General features: G+C 64.7%; 15 protein-coding genes, 1 tRNA gene and 2 pseudogenes. 7 read left to right on the plus strand and 11 right to left on the minus strand.

Annotation, left to right across the window (positions count from 1 at the left end; all coding sequences use genetic code 11):
- Positions 1-74 precede the first annotated feature (74 nt).
- The 6 genes from BW994_RS10240 to BW994_RS10265 form a co-directional block, all read right to left on the minus strand.
- The gene (locus BW994_RS10240) at positions 75-509 is read right to left on the minus strand and encodes an RbsD/FucU family protein (RefSeq protein WP_029312364.1); all 435 of its coding nucleotides are present in this window, start codon (positions 507-509) and stop codon (positions 75-77) included.
- Positions 510-519: 10 nt separating this feature from the next.
- The gene (locus tag BW994_RS10245; RefSeq protein WP_029312363.1) at positions 520-1,416 is read right to left on the minus strand and encodes a ribokinase; all 897 of its coding nucleotides are present in this window, start codon (positions 1,414-1,416) and stop codon (positions 520-522) included.
- Positions 1,413-2,441, minus strand: coding sequence for a LacI family DNA-binding transcriptional regulator (locus BW994_RS10250; RefSeq protein WP_175612110.1), 1,029 nt, complete (start codon positions 2,439-2,441; stop codon positions 1,413-1,415). The genes BW994_RS10245 and BW994_RS10250 overlap by 4 nt, the downstream gene beginning before the upstream one ends.
- Entirely contained in the window at positions 2,395-3,135 is a 741-nt protein-coding gene (locus BW994_RS10255) for an ATP-binding cassette domain-containing protein (protein WP_035229179.1), read from the minus strand. Before BW994_RS10255 ends, BW994_RS10250 begins: the two co-directional genes overlap by 47 nt.
- A complete protein-coding gene (locus tag BW994_RS10260) occupies positions 3,135-4,082 on the minus strand; it encodes an ABC transporter permease (protein WP_051657416.1) in 948 nt (315 codons plus the stop codon). Before BW994_RS10260 ends, BW994_RS10255 begins: the two co-directional genes overlap by 1 nt.
- Positions 4,083-4,353: 271 nt before the next feature.
- Positions 4,354-5,382: a sugar ABC transporter substrate-binding protein gene (locus tag BW994_RS10265; RefSeq protein WP_029312359.1), complete on the minus strand. Its 1,029-nt coding sequence runs from the start codon at positions 5,380-5,382 to the stop codon at positions 4,354-4,356.
- A 196-nt stretch (positions 5,383-5,578) separates the two neighbouring features.
- Here BW994_RS10265 and BW994_RS20495 point away from each other — a divergent pair.
- A pseudogene (locus BW994_RS20495) lies at positions 5,579-5,755 on the plus strand (AMP-binding protein); the annotation flags it as partial.
- Between the two features lie 66 nt (positions 5,756-5,821).
- Here the strand turns inward: BW994_RS20495 and BW994_RS20500 are convergent.
- Positions 5,822-5,884 (minus strand): annotated as a pseudogene (locus BW994_RS20500) (hypothetical protein); the annotation flags it as partial.
- Positions 5,881-6,006 carry a hypothetical protein gene (locus BW994_RS20420; protein ID WP_281174440.1) on the minus strand — a complete coding sequence of 42 codons (126 nt, stop codon included), beginning with the start codon at positions 6,004-6,006 and terminating at the stop codon, positions 5,881-5,883. The pseudogene BW994_RS20500 and the gene BW994_RS20420, both read right to left, overlap by 4 nt.
- Positions 6,007-6,672: 666 nt before the next feature.
- On the opposite strand from BW994_RS20420, the gene BW994_RS10275 reads away from it, so the two are divergent.
- The 3 genes from BW994_RS10275 to BW994_RS10285 all read left to right on the plus strand — a co-directional run bounded on the left by BW994_RS10275 (position 6,673) and on the right by BW994_RS10285 (position 10,106).
- Positions 6,673-7,476 (plus strand): DUF642 domain-containing protein, encoded by an 804-nt coding sequence (locus BW994_RS10275; RefSeq protein ID WP_035229175.1) that lies wholly within the window; start codon positions 6,673-6,675, stop codon positions 7,474-7,476.
- A 91-nt stretch (positions 7,477-7,567) separates the two neighbouring features.
- Positions 7,568-8,371, plus strand: coding sequence for a sterol desaturase family protein (locus tag BW994_RS10280; RefSeq protein WP_029312356.1), 804 nt, complete (start codon positions 7,568-7,570; stop codon positions 8,369-8,371).
- Between the two features lie 94 nt (positions 8,372-8,465).
- A complete protein-coding gene (locus BW994_RS10285) occupies positions 8,466-10,106 on the plus strand; it encodes an AMP-binding protein (protein WP_029312355.1) in 1,641 nt (546 codons plus the stop codon).
- A gap of 12 nt (positions 10,107-10,118) precedes the next feature.
- On the opposite strand, the gene BW994_RS10290 is transcribed toward BW994_RS10285, so the two are convergent.
- Both BW994_RS10290 and BW994_RS10295 read right to left on the minus strand, forming a co-directional pair.
- On the minus strand, positions 10,119-11,081 hold the full coding sequence (locus BW994_RS10290) for a 2-dehydropantoate 2-reductase (RefSeq protein WP_029312354.1): 963 nt from the start codon (positions 11,079-11,081) through the stop codon (positions 10,119-10,121).
- Positions 11,078-12,595, minus strand: coding sequence for an acyl--CoA ligase (locus BW994_RS10295; protein ID WP_029312353.1), 1,518 nt, complete (start codon positions 12,593-12,595; stop codon positions 11,078-11,080). The genes BW994_RS10290 and BW994_RS10295 overlap by 4 nt, the downstream gene beginning before the upstream one ends.
- Positions 12,596-12,915: 320 nt before the next feature.
- Between BW994_RS10295 and BW994_RS10300 the strand changes: the two genes are divergently transcribed.
- Positions 12,916-13,449, plus strand: a complete 534-nt coding sequence (locus BW994_RS10300; protein ID WP_029312352.1) for a hypothetical protein — start codon at positions 12,916-12,918, stop codon at positions 13,447-13,449.
- A gap of 25 nt (positions 13,450-13,474) precedes the next feature.
- Here the strand turns inward: BW994_RS10300 and BW994_RS10305 are convergent.
- A tRNA-Ile gene (locus tag BW994_RS10305) sits at positions 13,475-13,551 on the minus strand.
- A 106-nt stretch (positions 13,552-13,657) separates the two neighbouring features.
- On the opposite strand from BW994_RS10305, the gene ppa reads away from it, so the two are divergent.
- Positions 13,658-14,182 carry an inorganic diphosphatase gene (gene ppa / locus BW994_RS10310; RefSeq protein WP_029312351.1) on the plus strand — a complete coding sequence of 175 codons (525 nt, stop codon included), beginning with the start codon at positions 13,658-13,660 and terminating at the stop codon, positions 14,180-14,182.
- Between the two features lie 253 nt (positions 14,183-14,435).
- A complete protein-coding gene (locus BW994_RS10315; protein WP_051657414.1) occupies positions 14,436-15,302 on the plus strand; it encodes a formate/nitrite transporter family protein in 867 nt (288 codons plus the stop codon).
- Positions 15,303-15,313: the final 11 nt, after the last annotated feature.

Below are 15,313 nucleotides of genomic sequence, written 5' to 3' on the forward strand. Positions count from 1 at the left end.
TGGCTCTGACGGGTGGATGTGGCGTCAGGGTGTCATGACTGCAATGAATGTTGATTTTTGCTCATGTTTTTCGCTCAGGCGAGCCGGATGACGCCTTTGGTGATGGCGATGTTGGCGTAGAGGCGGCGGTCGCCGGTGGCGACGATGGCGAAGCTGTCGCGGGCGATGCGGTAGAAATCGTGCCGGTCGGTGGTGGCCATTTGGGAGTGTGCGGCGCCGGCTTCGGTTGCGATGGCGCGGAGTTCGGCGACGGCGGGGGGGATGGTTGCGGGTTCGCCGACGACCTGCATGGTGAGCAGCGGGTGGGGGATGAAATCGTCGATCGGCAGGACGCTGAGGATGGCGCGGAGCATGGCGCTGGCATCGCTGCCCTGGGCGGTGATCAGGCGTTTGGCGCAGGCGGCGGCGGGGAAATTGGCATCGACGATGGTGATGGTGTCGCCGTGGCCCATGGCGCGCAGGGCGTGGAGCAGGTCGGCGGTGAGCAGGGGATCGAGGCCGCGGAGCATGGCGATGTCCTTAGTTGGTGAGCAGAGCGGTGATTTCGGCTTGACTAGGCATGGCGGGTTGGGCGCCGGGTTTGGTGGCGGCGAGGGCGCCGGCGGCGTTGCCGAAGGCGACGGCTTCGGCGAGGGTGGCGCCGCGTTCGAGCGCGCTGGCGAAGCCGCCGGCGAAGGCATCGCCGCAGCCGGTGGTGTCGACCACGGCAACATCGTGGCATTTCAGGGCGAAGGTGCCGTGCTCGCTGGCCCAGACGACGCCATCGGCGCCGAGGGTGATGATGGCGGCACGGTGGCCGGCGGCGAGGCTGGCGGCGGCTTGGGCTGCGTCATTCAGATGCGGCAGGCCGAGCAGGGCGGCGGCTTCGGTTTCGTTGACCAGCAGGATGTCGGCGGCGGCACGCAGGCGGGTGCTTGTTGCGGCGTCGATCCCGGCGATCGGGGAGGCGTTGAGGATGGTGGTGCCGCCGGCGGCGCGGACGCGGGCGGCGGCGGCGAGGACGGTGGGGATCGGGATTTCCAGCTGGGTCAGCAGGATGGTTGCGGGCGGGAGGGCGGGCGGCAGATGGTCCGGCGTGAGGTCGTGGTTGGCGCCGGGGATGACGATGATGCGGTTTTCGCCGCCGGCTTCGACGGTGATGATGGCGATGCCGGTGGGGGTGGCGGTTCGGATGGTGGCGGCGCAGTCGATCGCCTCCACGGTGAGGGCGTGCACCAGGGCTTCGCCGTAGGCATCGCGCCCGAGGCAGCCGATGAAGTTGATGGCGGCACCGGCGCGGCGGGCGGCGACGGCCTGGTTGGCACCTTTGCCGCCGGGGTAGAGCGCGTAGTCGCGCCCGAGCACGGTTTCACCGGCGGCGGGGGCGCGCTCGGTGCGGGCCACGATATCCATGTTCGCGCTGCCGAGAACGATCATGGCGTGGATTGGCGTTCGATCAGGGTGACCGGCAGGCGATGCTGCGTGGCGGCGTGATCGGGGTGGGCGATGCGGTCGAACAAGGTGGCGACGGCTTGTGCGCCGAGGGCTGCGACCGGTTGGCGGATGGTGGTGAGCGGGGGTTCGGTGAGGGCGGCCCAGGGGATGTCATCGAAGCCGATCACCGCGACATCGTGCGGCACGATGCGGCCGAGGCTGCGCAGGATGCGCAGGGCGCCGATCGCCACGACATCGCTGGCGGCGAACACGCCATCGAGCCGCGGATCGGCGAGCCAGGCGGTGGCGGCTTCGGGCAAGGCGAAGGTGAAGGGCAGTTCGTGGTGCCAGATCAGGGTAAGGTCGGTGGCGTTGGCGAGGAAACCTTCGACCCGCGCGGCTGCACTCGGCGAGGCGGCGGGGCCGGCGAGCAGGCCGATGCGGTGGCGGCCCTGGGCGCGGAACGCGGCCGCGACCAGGGCGCCGCCGGCGCGGTGGTCGGCGCTGATACTGTCGAACGCGGCGAGGGCGGGGCTGGGACGATCGAGAATGACGGTGGGGCCGGTGGGCAGGGGGTGCGGCGCATCGGTGCCGGGTATCCAGATGATGCCGTCGGCCCGTTCGGCCAGGGCGGCCAGGGCTTCGGCTTCGGTTGCCGGGTCGCTGCCGCTGCTGGCCAGGATGAGGGCGTGGTTGCGCGCCCATGCGGCATCGGTAACGGCTTGGGCGAGGGCGGGGAAGAACGGGTTCGCGAGGTCAGGCAGGAGCAGCCCGATCGCGTGGTGGCGGCCGGTGCGCAGGGCGCGGGCGGACGGGCTGATCCGATAGTCGAGCGCGGCCAGCGCGACCTCGACCCGGGCGCGGGTTTCCGGGGCGACTGGCTTGGTGTTGTTCAGGACGAACGACACCGTGGCGGTGGAGACGCCGGCGCTGTTCGCGACATCGCGCAGGGTGGGGCCGCGGGCGCGCTTCACCGGCCGGTCAGACTTCGCCGCCGGCGATGGCGGCGACGATGCGGGTGCGGTCAACCTCCTGCGTGCGCCAATGCGCGATGGTACGGCCGGCGCGCATGACCCAGACACTGTCGGAGATACGCATGACCTGTTCGAGATCGTGACTGATGACCAATTGCGCGATGCCCTCGCCGCGCAGATTGCCGATCAAGGTTTCGACCGCGCCGCGCTCGCGCAGGCCGAGTGCGGCGGTGGGTTCATCCATGATGACCAGAGCCGAGCCCCAGCTTGCCGCGCGGCCGATGGAGATGGATTGACGCTGGCCGCCCGACAGGCGACGCACCTTGGCGCGCACCGGCGGCATGTTGACCAGCAGGCGGCTGAGCTTGGCATGGGTTTCATCGATCATGCGGCGCCGATCGAGCCAGCGGAACGGGCCGATGCCGCGCTTGAGCTCGCGGTTGAGATACATATTCTGCCACACGGTGAGATCTTCGACCAAAGCGAGATCCTGATACACCGTTTCGATACCGACCGCACGGGCCTCGGTCGGGGAGGCGAAATGGATCGGCGCACCCTTGAAGGCGATCGTGCCGGAATCGGGCGGGTGCACGCCGGTGATGCAGCGGATCAGGGTGGATTTGCCGGCGCCGTTGTCACCCACCAGGGCAGTGACCTCACCGGCCGGGCAGATCAGTTCGGCCCCGCGCAACGCTTCGACCGCGCCGAAGGATTTTTTCAGATCGTGGATTTCGAGAATGGGGCTCATTATTTCTGCAACCGGCTCAGGACCGCGGCGGCGATGACGACGATGCCGACCGCCATCGGCTGATAATATTCCGACACCTGCAACAGCGTGAACCCGTTCAACAGCGTGGTCAGCACCAGCGCGCCGGCCACCGTGCCAAGCACCGCCGCCCTGCCGCCGAACAGTGAACTGCCGCCGAGCACGACCGAGGCGATCGAGGTCAGCAATTGCGAGGTCTGCAACGACGGGTCGGACCCGCCGGTGCGCGCAACCAGCAAAATAGCCGCCAGGCCGACCAGCGCACCATCGATCACATAGACCGCGATTTTCATCCGGTCGGTCGGAATGCCCATGTTGCGGGCGGCATCACGGTTGCCGCCGGTCGCCAGCACGTGCGTGCCGAACGCGGTATGCGTAAACAACAGATGCGCGCCCGCCGCGATCAAAATGGCAATCAGGTAGAAATATCGGATCGGGCCGATCGAACCCAGCGCCAGGCCCTGCAGGAAATGACTGTTCACCGCAAAGGACTGTCCGCCGCTGACGATCAGCGCCACACCGTTCATCACGCCCAGCATGCCCAGCGTTGCGATGAAATCGTTCACCTTCAGCTTCGCGATCACCAGACCGTTCACGACGCCGACCAGCGTGCCCGCCAGAATCGCCGCGATGATCGAAACCGGCATGCCCAGCCCGCCATTATAGGCCAGCCCGAATACCACCGCCGCCCAAGGGAGATTCGCCGCGATCGATAGATCGATGCCGCCCGTGACAATCGAAAACTGCTGCGCCGTGGCCAACACCAGCAAAATCGAGGCCGATACCAGCAAGTCACTGATGTTCGCCCAGGTCAGGAAAAATGGCGTCAATACCGAAAACACGGCCCCAATCACCACCAACCCGATCAACGCCGCATTGTCCCCCCAAAACCCCGGGTCCCGCAGCATCACCCCCACCCGGTTGGTCATACGCTTAGACCTATGGTTGTGGGGGTTGGCTTGTGGGACGAAGAAGGCGAGGGGCTCTGCCCCTCGACCCCGCTAAGGGCGGAGCCCTTAGAACCCGTTAGTTTTAGGCAAGGGGAGGGCTGTCCAGACCAGATCGACGGAGCTACCAAGGTAGCGCCCTCCCCTTGCCTAAAACTAGTGGATTTTAAAGGCTCCGCCTTTAACGGGGGTCCAGGGGGCAGAGCCCCCTGGCCTTGCTCAGCCGACACGCCAATCCCCACGACCATCGGTCTCAGGGTGTGCCGAACGGGTCGGTGAAGGTGAAGAAGGGGCGGGGAAAGGATTTCAGGGCTTTCGCGGCGTTTTGGGGGGTGATCAGTTTGATGGGGGCGGTGACGTGGGCGGGGATGGATTTGCCCATGGCGAGTTGGTGGCAGGCCTGGACCGCCATTTCGCCTTCGGCGTAGGGGTATTGCGAGACGGTGCCGGAGAGTTTGCCGGATTTGACGGATTCGAGGGCTTCTTTGACGCCATCGATGCTGACGACTTTGATGGTGGCGGATTTGCCGGCGTTGGCGATGGCTTGTGCGGCGCCGAGGCCCATTTCGTCGTTGGCGGCGAAGATGCCGTTGAGATCGGGGTGGACGCGCAGCATGGCTTCGGCTTCGGTCAGGGCGCGGCTGCGTTCGTAGTCGGCGGCTTCGGCTTGCACGACGGTGAGTTTGCCGGCGGTGGTGCTGCGGAAGGCGTTGTCGCGGTTGATGCCGTTTTCTTCGCCGGGAATGCCTTGCAGGATGGCGACGTTGCCTTTGTCGTGCAGCATTTTCAGCATGTAAGCGCCGGCGATCTGGCCGGCGTTGGTGTTGTCGGACCCGATGAAGCTGGTGATGGTGAGGCCGGCGGCTTTGACGGCGGCGGGATCGAGGCCGCTGTCGAGGTTGATGATCGGGATGTGTTTGTTCGAGACCGGGATCAGCGGCGTGATGATGTTGGTGGCGTTGACGGGGACGACGCCGAAGCAGGTGAAGTCTTCGTTCGCCATGGTCGAGATTTTGGCATTTTCGCCGATCGAGTCGGTTTCGGTGGCGCCGGCCTGCACGCTGACGGGGATATGGAGTTTTTTGCCTTCGGCGACGGCGCCGTCGCGCAGGGCGCGCCAATACGGGTTGCCGAAGTCACGGACGATGATGGCGACGCGGGTTTTTGGCGTTGCGGCATGGGCCGGGGCGCCGGCGAACAGGGCAATGGCGCTGGCCGACGCGGCGGCGAGCAGGGACTTCAGCGCGCCGGCGCGGGCCGGCCGATTGTGGCGATGATTCATTGATTCCTCCGCATGATTTTGTTGATCAGGTTCATTAATTTGGACGTCTTCATAGCGCAACCCAACGGGGTTAATCGATTTATATTGTGGGTCGGGTCGATTGTAAATGGCGAATCGTGCTGGCGATTTAGGTCGGTGTCGCCATTCCCACGCGGCGGGCCGTGGTCTAGGCTCCGGCAAAGATCGTAGTGACGCGATGACACCCAGCTATGTCCAGGGATTGAGCGCGACGCCTCGGCTTGGCGTGACGATTGGGGCGGCGCTGGAGGCGGCGGCGCGGGCGCATCCGGCGCGGGATGCGTTGATCGCCTGCGCCGAGGGAGTGCGGCTGGATTATGCGGCGTTCGATGCGCAGGTTGATGCGTGCGCGGCCGGGCTGATTGCGTTGGGGCTTGAGCGGGGCGATCGGCTTGGTGTTGTTCAGGACGAACGACACCGCGGCGGCGGAGACGCCGGCGGTGTTCGCGACATCGCGCAGGGTGGGGCCGCGGGCGCGCTTCACCGGCCGATCAGACCTCGCCGCCGGCGACGGCGGCGCCGATCGAGCCAGCGGACCGGGCCGATGCCGCGCTTGAGCTCGCGGTTGAGATACATATTCTGCCACACGGTGAGATCTTCGACCAAAGCGCGATCCTGATACACCGTTTCGATACCGACCGCACGGGCCTCGGTCGGGGAGGCGGGATGCTCGTGGAGACATAGGATGGAGTCGGTCTTGTCCAGATCTTCCGGAACGTTTGTTGCGACGGGGACGCCGACGCTCTGCTTTCAGCCGACCGGCGCGCTTTCGTGGTAGATGTTCGAACGGTGCGGCAGATTAAGGGTGCCATAGAGCCGTGTGGCGAGGGCCTCCATGAAGGATGTTTCGAGCGAGGCCCGGCCGGAGCCATACCGGTCCGTGGCATTGAGCGCTGTGTTGCAAGGGTCGCGCCCGATTTCGTCGCATGCGGATTACCACGATACAGCCGTGTGAGGGTCGGTTGCGGGGGGCAGGGCAATCTCAAGGGATGTCGCGCGACTGGGCTAGACTCCTTGGTTTTGTCTCGGTGGATGGGGCAGTCGAGCTGTCCGATGTGTCGGGATTCTTTACATTTTTGAATCTAATTGTTGCGAATAACTTTTAACCTATTGATTCAGATAGATAAATATTTTTGGCACGGTGTTTGCTTTAAAAAAAGCGCTACAAAATTGGACATTTAAAGAGCAATCTGCCGTGGTGGCGGACGCGAGGATTGGGTCGGCGGGGACCGCCTAACAGTTCTGATGTCCTTAGACGATGGAGACTTAACAATGCGTATTGCGACGATTTTATTGGCGAGTGCTCTGGCGGCGGCGGGCTCTGCGGCGGTTGCCCATGCAGGCACCAATCTCGTTACGAACGGTGGGTTTGAACAAACCTCCCCGTCGGTGACGACGAGCACTCAGTTCGGCACGGGTAAGTTGAACGGGTTTACCGCGTCTCAGTTCATCACGGGTTGGACCGGTAACAATGGCTATGAACTCTGGTTTCCAAGCGCCACGGCATCGACCACCCAGGATGCGTACTCGGAATGGGGTCAAGGGTCTAATTCTAATACTGGAGTTGAGAAGCTTTGGTCGGGCTCAGCTCCGACGGTGACGGCCTCGCCGGATGGCGGCGCGTTTATCGGTCTCGATGGCGATCCGACGAACGGCGTCAGCAGCAGCATCAGCCAGGCGATTTCGAATCTGGTATCGGGCAGCACCTATACCGTGTCCTTCGACTGGGCGGGCGCACAGCTTCAGAGCCGTACAGGCGCAACGACTGAGCAGCTGGCGGTTTCGTTCGGCGGTTCGACACAGAACACCAATGTTTTGAATAATGCGAGCAAGGGTTTCACCGGTTGGCAGACTGCGTCGTTCAACTTCGTCGCCAACGCAGCCAATGAGACGCTGTCGTTCCTGTCGATCGGGACGCCGACCGGCTACCCGCCGGTGGCGCTGCTCGATGGCGTTTCGGTGCAGAAAGTGGCCGTGCCGGAGCCTTCTTCGCTCGCGCTGCTTGGTGCGGGTCTGGTCGGGCTTGGTCTGGTGATCCGCCGCCGGCGTACGGCGCGGAAGTCCGACAAGGTCTGAGTCTGGACGACGATACCATCGTCTGGGGATACAACCGCTCGGGCTTGACGGCCCGGGCGGTTGCTTCACGTTGGGCTTGGGGGGGTTTGCAATGCAAGCATTTATTCTTGAAGCACTTCGGCTGACGGTCTGGCTCGTGTTGCTGGCGGCGATTTTCGTGCCGCTCGAACGGTTGGTCGCGGTGCGGCCGCAGCGGGTGTTTCGCAAGCAGATTGCGATCGACCTGGCGTATTACGTGATGAACTCCGTATTGATCGGGGTGGTTCTCGCGGTACCGCTTTCATTGCTTGGGGCCGCTGTTCATAATCTGATGCCCGGTGGGTTTCTGGCCGCGGTTGCGGGTCTGCCGGTTGGTGTTCGGCTGGGCTTATCGGTGCTGCTGGCCGAGACGGGGTTTTACTGGGGGCATCGGTGGTCGCACGAGGTGCCGCTGCTCTGGCGGTTTCATGCTGTGCACCATAGTGCCGAGGAAGTTGATTTTCTGAGCAATACCCGGGCGCATCCGGTCGACATGGTATTGACCCGGCTGTGCGGGTTCGTTCCGGTATTCGCGTTGGGGCTCGCGCAAGGGCCGGCGCTACCGGCGGTGGTTGTCGTGATCGGGACGATGTGGGGCTTTTTCGTGCATGCCAATGTGCGTTGGCGGTTCGGGTTTCTGGAGTCGGTTGTTGCAACGCCGTTTTTTCACCGGTGGCATCATACCAACGACGCCTGGCGTGACCGAAACTACGCCGCGATGCTGCCGGTGCTCGACCGGGTGTTCGGCACGTTTCATCTGCCGGCGGCTTGGCCGACCGAATACGGCATCGACACGCAGATGCCGGCCACGTTAGGTGGCCAGTTGATGAGCCCGCTTGGTCCGCGCGGGCCGAGCGTCATGACCGTCCGCGAGTAGGGTCGTGCCGCAGCACGGGTGAAACGCCCCGCGCGATCGCCATTCCCACGCGGCGATCCGTGGTCTAGGCTCCGGCAAAAATCGGAGTGACGCGATGACGCCAAGCTATGTCCAGGGGTTGAGCGCGACGCCGCGGCTTGGCGTGACGATTGGGGCGGCGCTGGAGGCGGCGGCGCGGGCGCATCCGGCGCGGGATGCGTTGATCGCCTGCGCCGAGGGTGTGCGGCTGGATTATGCGGCGTTCGATGCGCAGGTTGATGCGTGCGCGGCCGGGTTGATTGCGTTGGGGCTTGAGCGGGGCGATCGGGTCGGGATTTTTTCGCCGAACAATGTTGCCTGGGCGGTGCTGCAATTTGCCTCGGCCAAGGCGGGGTTGATCCTGGTTACGGTCAATCCGGCGTATCGGGTTTCCGAGCTGGAATTCGCCTTGAATGCCGTGCAGTGCAAGGCGCTGGTGTTGGCGCGGCGGTTCAAGAGCAGCGATTACGTTGCGATGCTGGAGAGTATTCCGCCGGCGCGGCTTGCGCATCTGCGCTGGCGGATCGTGATCGGCGATGGGCCGGCGCCGGCGGGGATGATGCGGTTCGACGATGTTGCCGCCGGGGCGACCGATGCGGCGCGGACAACGCTTGCCCGTTTGCGCCTGGATTTGCAGTTTGATGATCCGATCAACATTCAGTTCACCTCGGGGACGACCGGCGCGCCGAAGGGGGCGACGTTGTCGCACAACAATGTGTTGAACAACGGGTTTTTCGTGGGCGAGGGGATCGGGCTGCGGGCTGGGGACCGGATTTGTATTCCGGTGCCGCTGTATCATTGTTTCGGCATGGTGATGGGTAATCTCGCGGCGGTGACGCACGGGGCGGCGATGATCTATCCCGGTGAGGGGTTCGATCCGCGCGCGACGCTGGCGGCGGTAAGCGATGAGCGATGCACGCATCTGTATGGCGTGCCGACCATGTTCATTGCGGAGTTGGAGCATCCTGCGTTTGGCGAATTCGACCTGTCATCGCTGCGGGGTGGCATTATGGCCGGGACGTCCTGCCCGATCGAGGTGATGCGGCGGGTGATGGAGCGGATGCATATGCCCGAGATTACCATTTGCTATGGCATGACCGAGACATCACCGGTGAGTTTTCAGTCGGCGGTGGATGATACGGCAGAGCGGCGGGTGGCGACGGTGGGGCGGATTCATCCGCATCTGGAGGTCAAGATTATCGATCCGGAGGGGCGGATCGTGCCGGTGGGTGAGCGGGGCGAGATTTGCACGCGCGGGTATTCGGTGATGCTCGGGTACTGGGATCAGGCGGAGAAGACCCGCGAGGTGATTGATCAGGCGGGGTGGATGCATACCGGCGATCTCGGCGTGATCGATGCCGAGGGGTATTGCACCATCGTGGGGCGCAGCAAGGATATCGTGATCCGGGGTGGCGAAAACATTTATCCGCGCGAGGTCGAGGAGTTTTTGTTCCGTCATCCGAAAGTGGCCGGGGCCTCGGTGTTCGCGGTGCCGGATGCGCGGTTCGGCGAGGTGCCGTGCGCATGGATTCAGCCGGCGGCGGGCGAGAGCGTGACGGCGGAGGAGATCGTGGCGTTCTGCGAGGGGCAGATCGCGCATTACAAGATTCCGCGCCATATCCGCATCGTCGAGGGGTTTCCGATGACGGTGACCGGCAAGATCCAGAAATTCATCATGCGGGATATCATGGTCGCGGAACTGGGGATCGCGGGCTGATCGAGGTCCGAACTAACGCTGCGCGCGTTGGCGGGTGAGGGCGAGGATGGTTGTGCTGATCGGGACCGGGATTCCGACCCAGCCCGCGATTTCGACGACGGCGCCGAGCAGGGCCTCGATTTCGATCGGGCGGCCGCGTTCGAGGTCTTGCAGCATCGAGGTTTTATGGGCGCCGACGTCGGCGGCGCCGGCGATTCGCTTGTTAAGATCGATGCTGAAGCGGGCACCGAGCGCTTCGGCGACGGCCTGGCCTTCGGCCATCATGGCGCGGGCCACGGCGCTGGTGCCGGGGTCGGCGGTGATGCGGTCGAGCGTGGCGCCGGTGAGGGCGCTGATCGGGTTGAACGCCATGTTGCCCCAGAGCTTGACCCAGATATCGTCGCGGATGCGCGGGCGGAGCGGTGCTTTCAGCCCGGCGGCGATCAGGGCGCGGCTGATGGTCTCGGCGCGGTCGGTGCGCGTGCCATCGGGTTCGCCGAGCACGAAGCGGTCGCCGTAGGTGTGGTTGATCACGCCGGGTTCGAGGATTTCGGCGGCGGGGTAGACCACGCAGCCGAGCGTCTGGCCGGGCGGCAGCGCCTCGGTGACGGCGCCGGTGGGATCGACCGCGGTGATCCGGCGATCGGTGAAGGGGGCGGGCAGGCCGTGGGTGTACCACCAGGGCACGCCGTTGATGGCGGCGATGATGGTGGTGGCGGGGCCGATCAGGGGGCGGAGTTGCGGCAGGGCGGGTTCGATGCCCTGGGCTTTCAGCGTGATCAGCACGTAGTCCTGCGGCCCGAGGTCCGCCGCGTCGGCGACGCGGGGGCGGGTCGTGATGCGTTCACCGCCGGAGAGCAGGATCAGGCCGTTCGCCTCGATGGCGGCGCGATGGGGACCGCGCGCGACGATCGAGACATCGGTGCCGGCGGCTTGAAGCCGGGCTGCGACCAGGCCGCCGATGGCGCCCGCCCCGAAGACGCAGATCCGGCTCATGCGGTGACGAGCCCGAGGCGCTGGGCGAGGCCGATGCGCTGGACCTTGCCGGTGGCGCCTTTGGGGATGGCATCCATGATCAGGATCTGGCGGGGCACTTTGAACGGTGCGAGGCGGGCGGCGGCGAAATCGCGGACGTCCTGCGCGGTGAGGGAGCTGCCGGGTCGCGGCACCACGATGGCGGCGACCTCCTCGCCGAGTTTGGCGTGGGGCACGGCGAAGGTGCAGGCTTCGGCGACGCCTGGATGATCGAGGAGGGCGACGTCGACTTCGAGTGGGCTGATTTTTTCGCCGCCGCGGTTGATCATTTCCTTGAGCCGGCCGGTGAGGTGCAGATAGCCATCGGCATCGAGGCGGCCTTCATCGCCGGTGCGGAACCAGCCGTTGGTGAAGGCGCGCGCGGTGGCTTCGGGGTTGCCGGCGTAGCCCAGGGTGACGTTGGGGCCACGGATGACGACTTCACCGGTGGCACCTTGGTCGAGCAGGGTGCCGGCGTCGTTCATGATGGCGATTTCGGGGCCGGCGGGCAGGCCGACCGAGCCGGGCTTGCGGGGGCGTGGCGGCAGCGGGTTCGCGGCCATCTGGTGGGCGGCCTCGGTCATGCCGTAGGCCTCGATCACCGGGGCGGCGAATACATCTTCCAGTTCGGTCATGACCTGCGGCGGCAGCGAGGCGGAGGAGGAGCGGATGAAGCGCAGGCGGGCGGCGCGCATGGCGGCGGGCTCGCCGCGCACGCGCATCAGGATGGCCTGGTGCATGGTCGGGACGGCGGTGTACCAGCTGGGTTGGACTTCGTGCAGCCAGGTCGCGAAGCGGAAGGCGTTGAAGCCGGGGGTGCAGCAGACGCGCGCGCCGGCGGCGAGGGAGGCGAGCGTTGCAGCGACCAGGCCGTGGATGTGGAACAGCGGCATCACGTTCAGGCAGGTATCGTCGGCGGTGAGGGCGAGGCTGGTGGCGATGTGATGGGCGGATGCGGAGAGGTTGCGGCCGGTGAGCGGCACGATTTTCGGCCGTGCGGTGGTGCCGGAGGTGTGGAGGACCAGGGCCTCATCGTCCGGTTCGGCGGGGCCGGGACGGGACGGCGGGGTTTGGGGCAGGCTTGTGCAATCGAGCGTGAAGGCGCCGGCCGGGGCGGTTTCGGTGAGTTCGATCAATGGGATGGCGAGCCGGGACGCGACGGTGCGGACCGGCGATGCGGTGCCGGCCGCCACGATGACCGCGCGCGGGCGGAGATCGTCGAGGTAGAATTCGAACTCCGCCTCGGTATAGGCCGGGTTGAGCGGGGCGGCGGCGGCCATGGCGGCGATGGCGATGAAGGCGGTGGCGGCTGCCGGGCCGTTGGGCAGCACGATCGCGACGCGGTCGCCCCGGCCGATGCCGTGGGTGTTGAGCGTGGCGCATGTTGTGCGGACCAGCGTGGCGAGGCCGGGGCCGTCAAGCCAGGGCTGGCCCGGCGCGCCGACCGTGGCCGGGCCGGTGTGGCTGGTTGCAAGATGGTGGATTGTTTCGCTCATGTGCCGTCTCCTCGGGACCATGTCTCGCGCGGTTCGATCGGGGCGGCAAGGGCGGGCGATCCTTGCGATACGGCAATGTGACGTTTGTCACATCCAGGTGGACCGCAATCGCGTAGTCACGCCTGCATGGTATTTGTCGTTAGCCAGATGTGGGACGTTCGATGAACCCGATCGTCGTCTTCGCCGCAAGGCCGCGGCTATGATGCTTGTGGGATGCGCACGTCTCTTGATTTCGTGTTTTCGGGCTCCCTCTGTTACCGTCACTGGCGCGTTTGACATCCGTCCCGCCGAAATCAGAATAACCGCAAGAGGAACCGACCGTGCTGCTGACCTATACTGATACCAATGTTGTCAGATTTCCGCGGGAGTTGCGCTGCTTCGATCTTGATGCGCTGATTGCGGTGGAGCCGGATATCATGCAGGCGGATCAGCTATCGGAGCGGTATGAGCTTGATATTCTACCGTTCGACCTGATCGATGTGGCGGAGACCGAGGCGCGGGAGCGGATTGCCGCGTTGAATGCGGCGGACGCGGCTGCGTTTCAGGCAACGTTGCGCCGGATGAGCGCGCAAGCATTTGCCCGGGCGATTGAGCTATGTATCCATGCGAAGAAGGTCGATGCGCGTGCCCGGCGCCTGCGGCGGCAGGCCGATGCGGCGAAGCCGGCCGAGTTCGGGTTCCTTAACGTCTGTGCCGAGGATGCCGAGCGTACCGCCGCGATCGCGACGCTTGCTGCGCTGACCGAAGCGCACCGTGCCCGGGGCATCGATGCCGCGGTGTCGTTGAAGTTGCAGGGTTGTGATCGGTTCTTTCCGTTCGGGCTGGTGACGCTGCCGGCTGGCAAGCGGGGCTGAGCCGGTTGGCTGTGCGCTGATTGCGTGGTGCGCCGGGCAGGACTTGAACCCGCAACCAAACCGTTATGAGCGGTCCGCTCTAACCAGTTGAGCTACCGGCGCACACCGGGCCTGTATGAGCAAGCCGCTCGGTCTGGGCAAGGGGGGCGATTGGCAATGGCGGGCTGGGCTTGTATGAGGCGCGCGGGATTAGCAGGAGAGTTTTTCCATGGATGTGAGCAAGCTTTCGGCCGGCAAGGCACCGCCGTCGGATATTCATGTAGTGATCGAGATCCCGCAGGGGTCGGCGGTGAAATATGAGGTCGACAAGGACAGCGGGGCGATCATGGTCGATCGGTTTCTGTTCACGCCGATGGCCTATCCGGCGGCTTACGGGTTCATCCCGGGCACGCTGGCCGATGACGGCGACCCGGCGGATGCGCTGGTGCTGACGCCGGCGGCCGTGGTGCCGGGCGCGGTGATCCGGGCGCGGCCGATCGGGGTGCTGCGGATGGAAGATGAGGCCGGGATGGATGAAAAGATCGTCTGTGTGCCGCATGACAAGATCCATCCGCAGTGGAGCGACATCAACGAGGTTTCACAATTGCCGGCGATTACGCGCGACGCGATCGAGCATTTTTTCACCCATTACAAGGACCTCGAGAAGGGGAAATGGGTAAAGGTGACCGGTTGGGAGGGTCGTGCGGCGGCCGAGGCGGCGATTGCCGGGAGTTTGGCGCGGTATAAGGGTTAGGTTAGGGCTTCTTTTTTTTGCAAAAAAGAAGAAAAAGCGTTTATTCGTAGGGTCGTGCTGGTGAAACCGCCCACGGCCCAGATTAAAAAAGTTTTTTGCTGCTTTTTTACAAAAAAGCAGTGCTCCTTTTGGCGGCCTAGCCTTAGGAGACTGCGCTAGCAAACCGTTGCCGATATGATCTTGAGTCTGACCAGACCGATCATCATGTGCTTCGCTTCGAACGGAGTGAAACGCATGATGATTGGGGTTTGTTGTGGCTGAGGGCTCCAAGGCTGCTGGATCGGACTCGCCGCATCTGGATCAGGGCGAGCAGTCGCAGGCCGCGCAGCATTCCGGGCTGCGGCCACTGGTGATTCACGAAATCATCCGTGAAGAGGGTGAGGACGAGCTTGAGCGATCGAACGGCGCGCTGACGCTTTCGGGGTTTGCCGCCGGCCTGTCGATGGGGTTTTCGTTTCTGACCGAGGCGTTGATCCGCGCGGATCTGCCGGCGAGCACGTGGCGGCATCTGATCGCGAGTTTTGGCTATAGCGTCGGGTTTATCATCGCGGTGCTGGGGCGGCAGCAATTGTTCACCGAGAGCACGCTGACCGCGGTGCTGCCGCTGTTGACGCGGCGTGATGGTGCGACGGCGGTGGCGATCGGGCGGTTATGGGCGATCGTGCTGGTGATGAATTTGGTGGGAACCTGGGTGTTTGCCGCGCTGTTGCTGGTGCATGGCGTATTCTCGGATGCGGTGGTGGCCTCGCTCGGGGTGATCGGGCGTGAGGCGGTGCATGCCGCGTTCGGTGTGACCTTCGTGAAGGCGATGTTTGCCGGTTGGTTGATCGCGCTGATGGTGTGGATTCTGCCGAGCGCGCGATCGGCGCGGTTGCTGACCGTGCTGCTGATCACCTATGTGGTTGCGATCGCCAAGCTATCCCACGTGGTCGCGGGGTCGGCTGAGGCGGCCTATGCCGTGCTGACCGGTACGGCTTCGCTGGGGCAGTATTTTGGAGGGTTTCTGGCGCCGACTTTGCTTGGAAATATTTTGGGCGGCGTGGCGCTGGTGGCGCTGTTGAATCATGGGACTGTGGCTGAGGAAATTCATGAGGGTGAGAATAAGGATAAGGGAGGGTAGGACTTCTTTTT

It is taken from the genome of Acidiphilium rubrum, from assembly GCF_900156265.1.
GTDB classification, from domain to species: domain Bacteria; phylum Pseudomonadota; class Alphaproteobacteria; order Acetobacterales; family Acetobacteraceae; genus Acidiphilium; species Acidiphilium rubrum.

Bases quoted from the DNA above. Each gene is read 5' to 3' on its own strand.
- BW994_RS10240 (WP_029312364.1), bottom strand. From the start codon at position 509: ATGCTCCGCGGCCTCGATCCCCTGCTCACCGCCGACCTGCTCCACGCC.
- BW994_RS10245 (WP_029312363.1), bottom strand. From the start codon at position 1,416: ATGATCGTTCTCGGCAGCGCGAACATGGATATCGTGGCCCGCACCGAG.
- BW994_RS10255 (WP_035229179.1), bottom strand. From the start codon at position 3,135: ATGAGCCCCATTCTCGAAATCCACGATCTGAAAAAATCCTTCGGCGCG.
- BW994_RS10260 (WP_051657416.1), bottom strand. From the start codon at position 4,082: ATGACCAACCGGGTGGGGGTGATGCTGCGGGACCCGGGGTTTTGGGGG.
- BW994_RS10265 (WP_029312359.1), bottom strand. From the start codon at position 5,382: ATGAATCATCGCCACAATCGGCCGGCCCGCGCCGGCGCGCTGAAGTCC.
- BW994_RS10275 (WP_035229175.1), top strand. From the start codon at position 6,673: ATGCGTATTGCGACGATTTTATTGGCGAGTGCTCTGGCGGCGGCGGGC.
- BW994_RS10280 (WP_029312356.1), top strand. From the start codon at position 7,568: ATGCAAGCATTTATTCTTGAAGCACTTCGGCTGACGGTCTGGCTCGTG.
- BW994_RS10285 (WP_029312355.1), top strand. From the start codon at position 8,466: ATGACGCCAAGCTATGTCCAGGGGTTGAGCGCGACGCCGCGGCTTGGC.
- BW994_RS10290 (WP_029312354.1), bottom strand. From the start codon at position 11,081: ATGAGCCGGATCTGCGTCTTCGGGGCGGGCGCCATCGGCGGCCTGGTC.
- BW994_RS10295 (WP_029312353.1), bottom strand. From the start codon at position 12,595: ATGAGCGAAACAATCCACCATCTTGCAACCAGCCACACCGGCCCGGCC.
- ppa (WP_029312351.1), top strand. From the start codon at position 13,658: ATGGATGTGAGCAAGCTTTCGGCCGGCAAGGCACCGCCGTCGGATATT.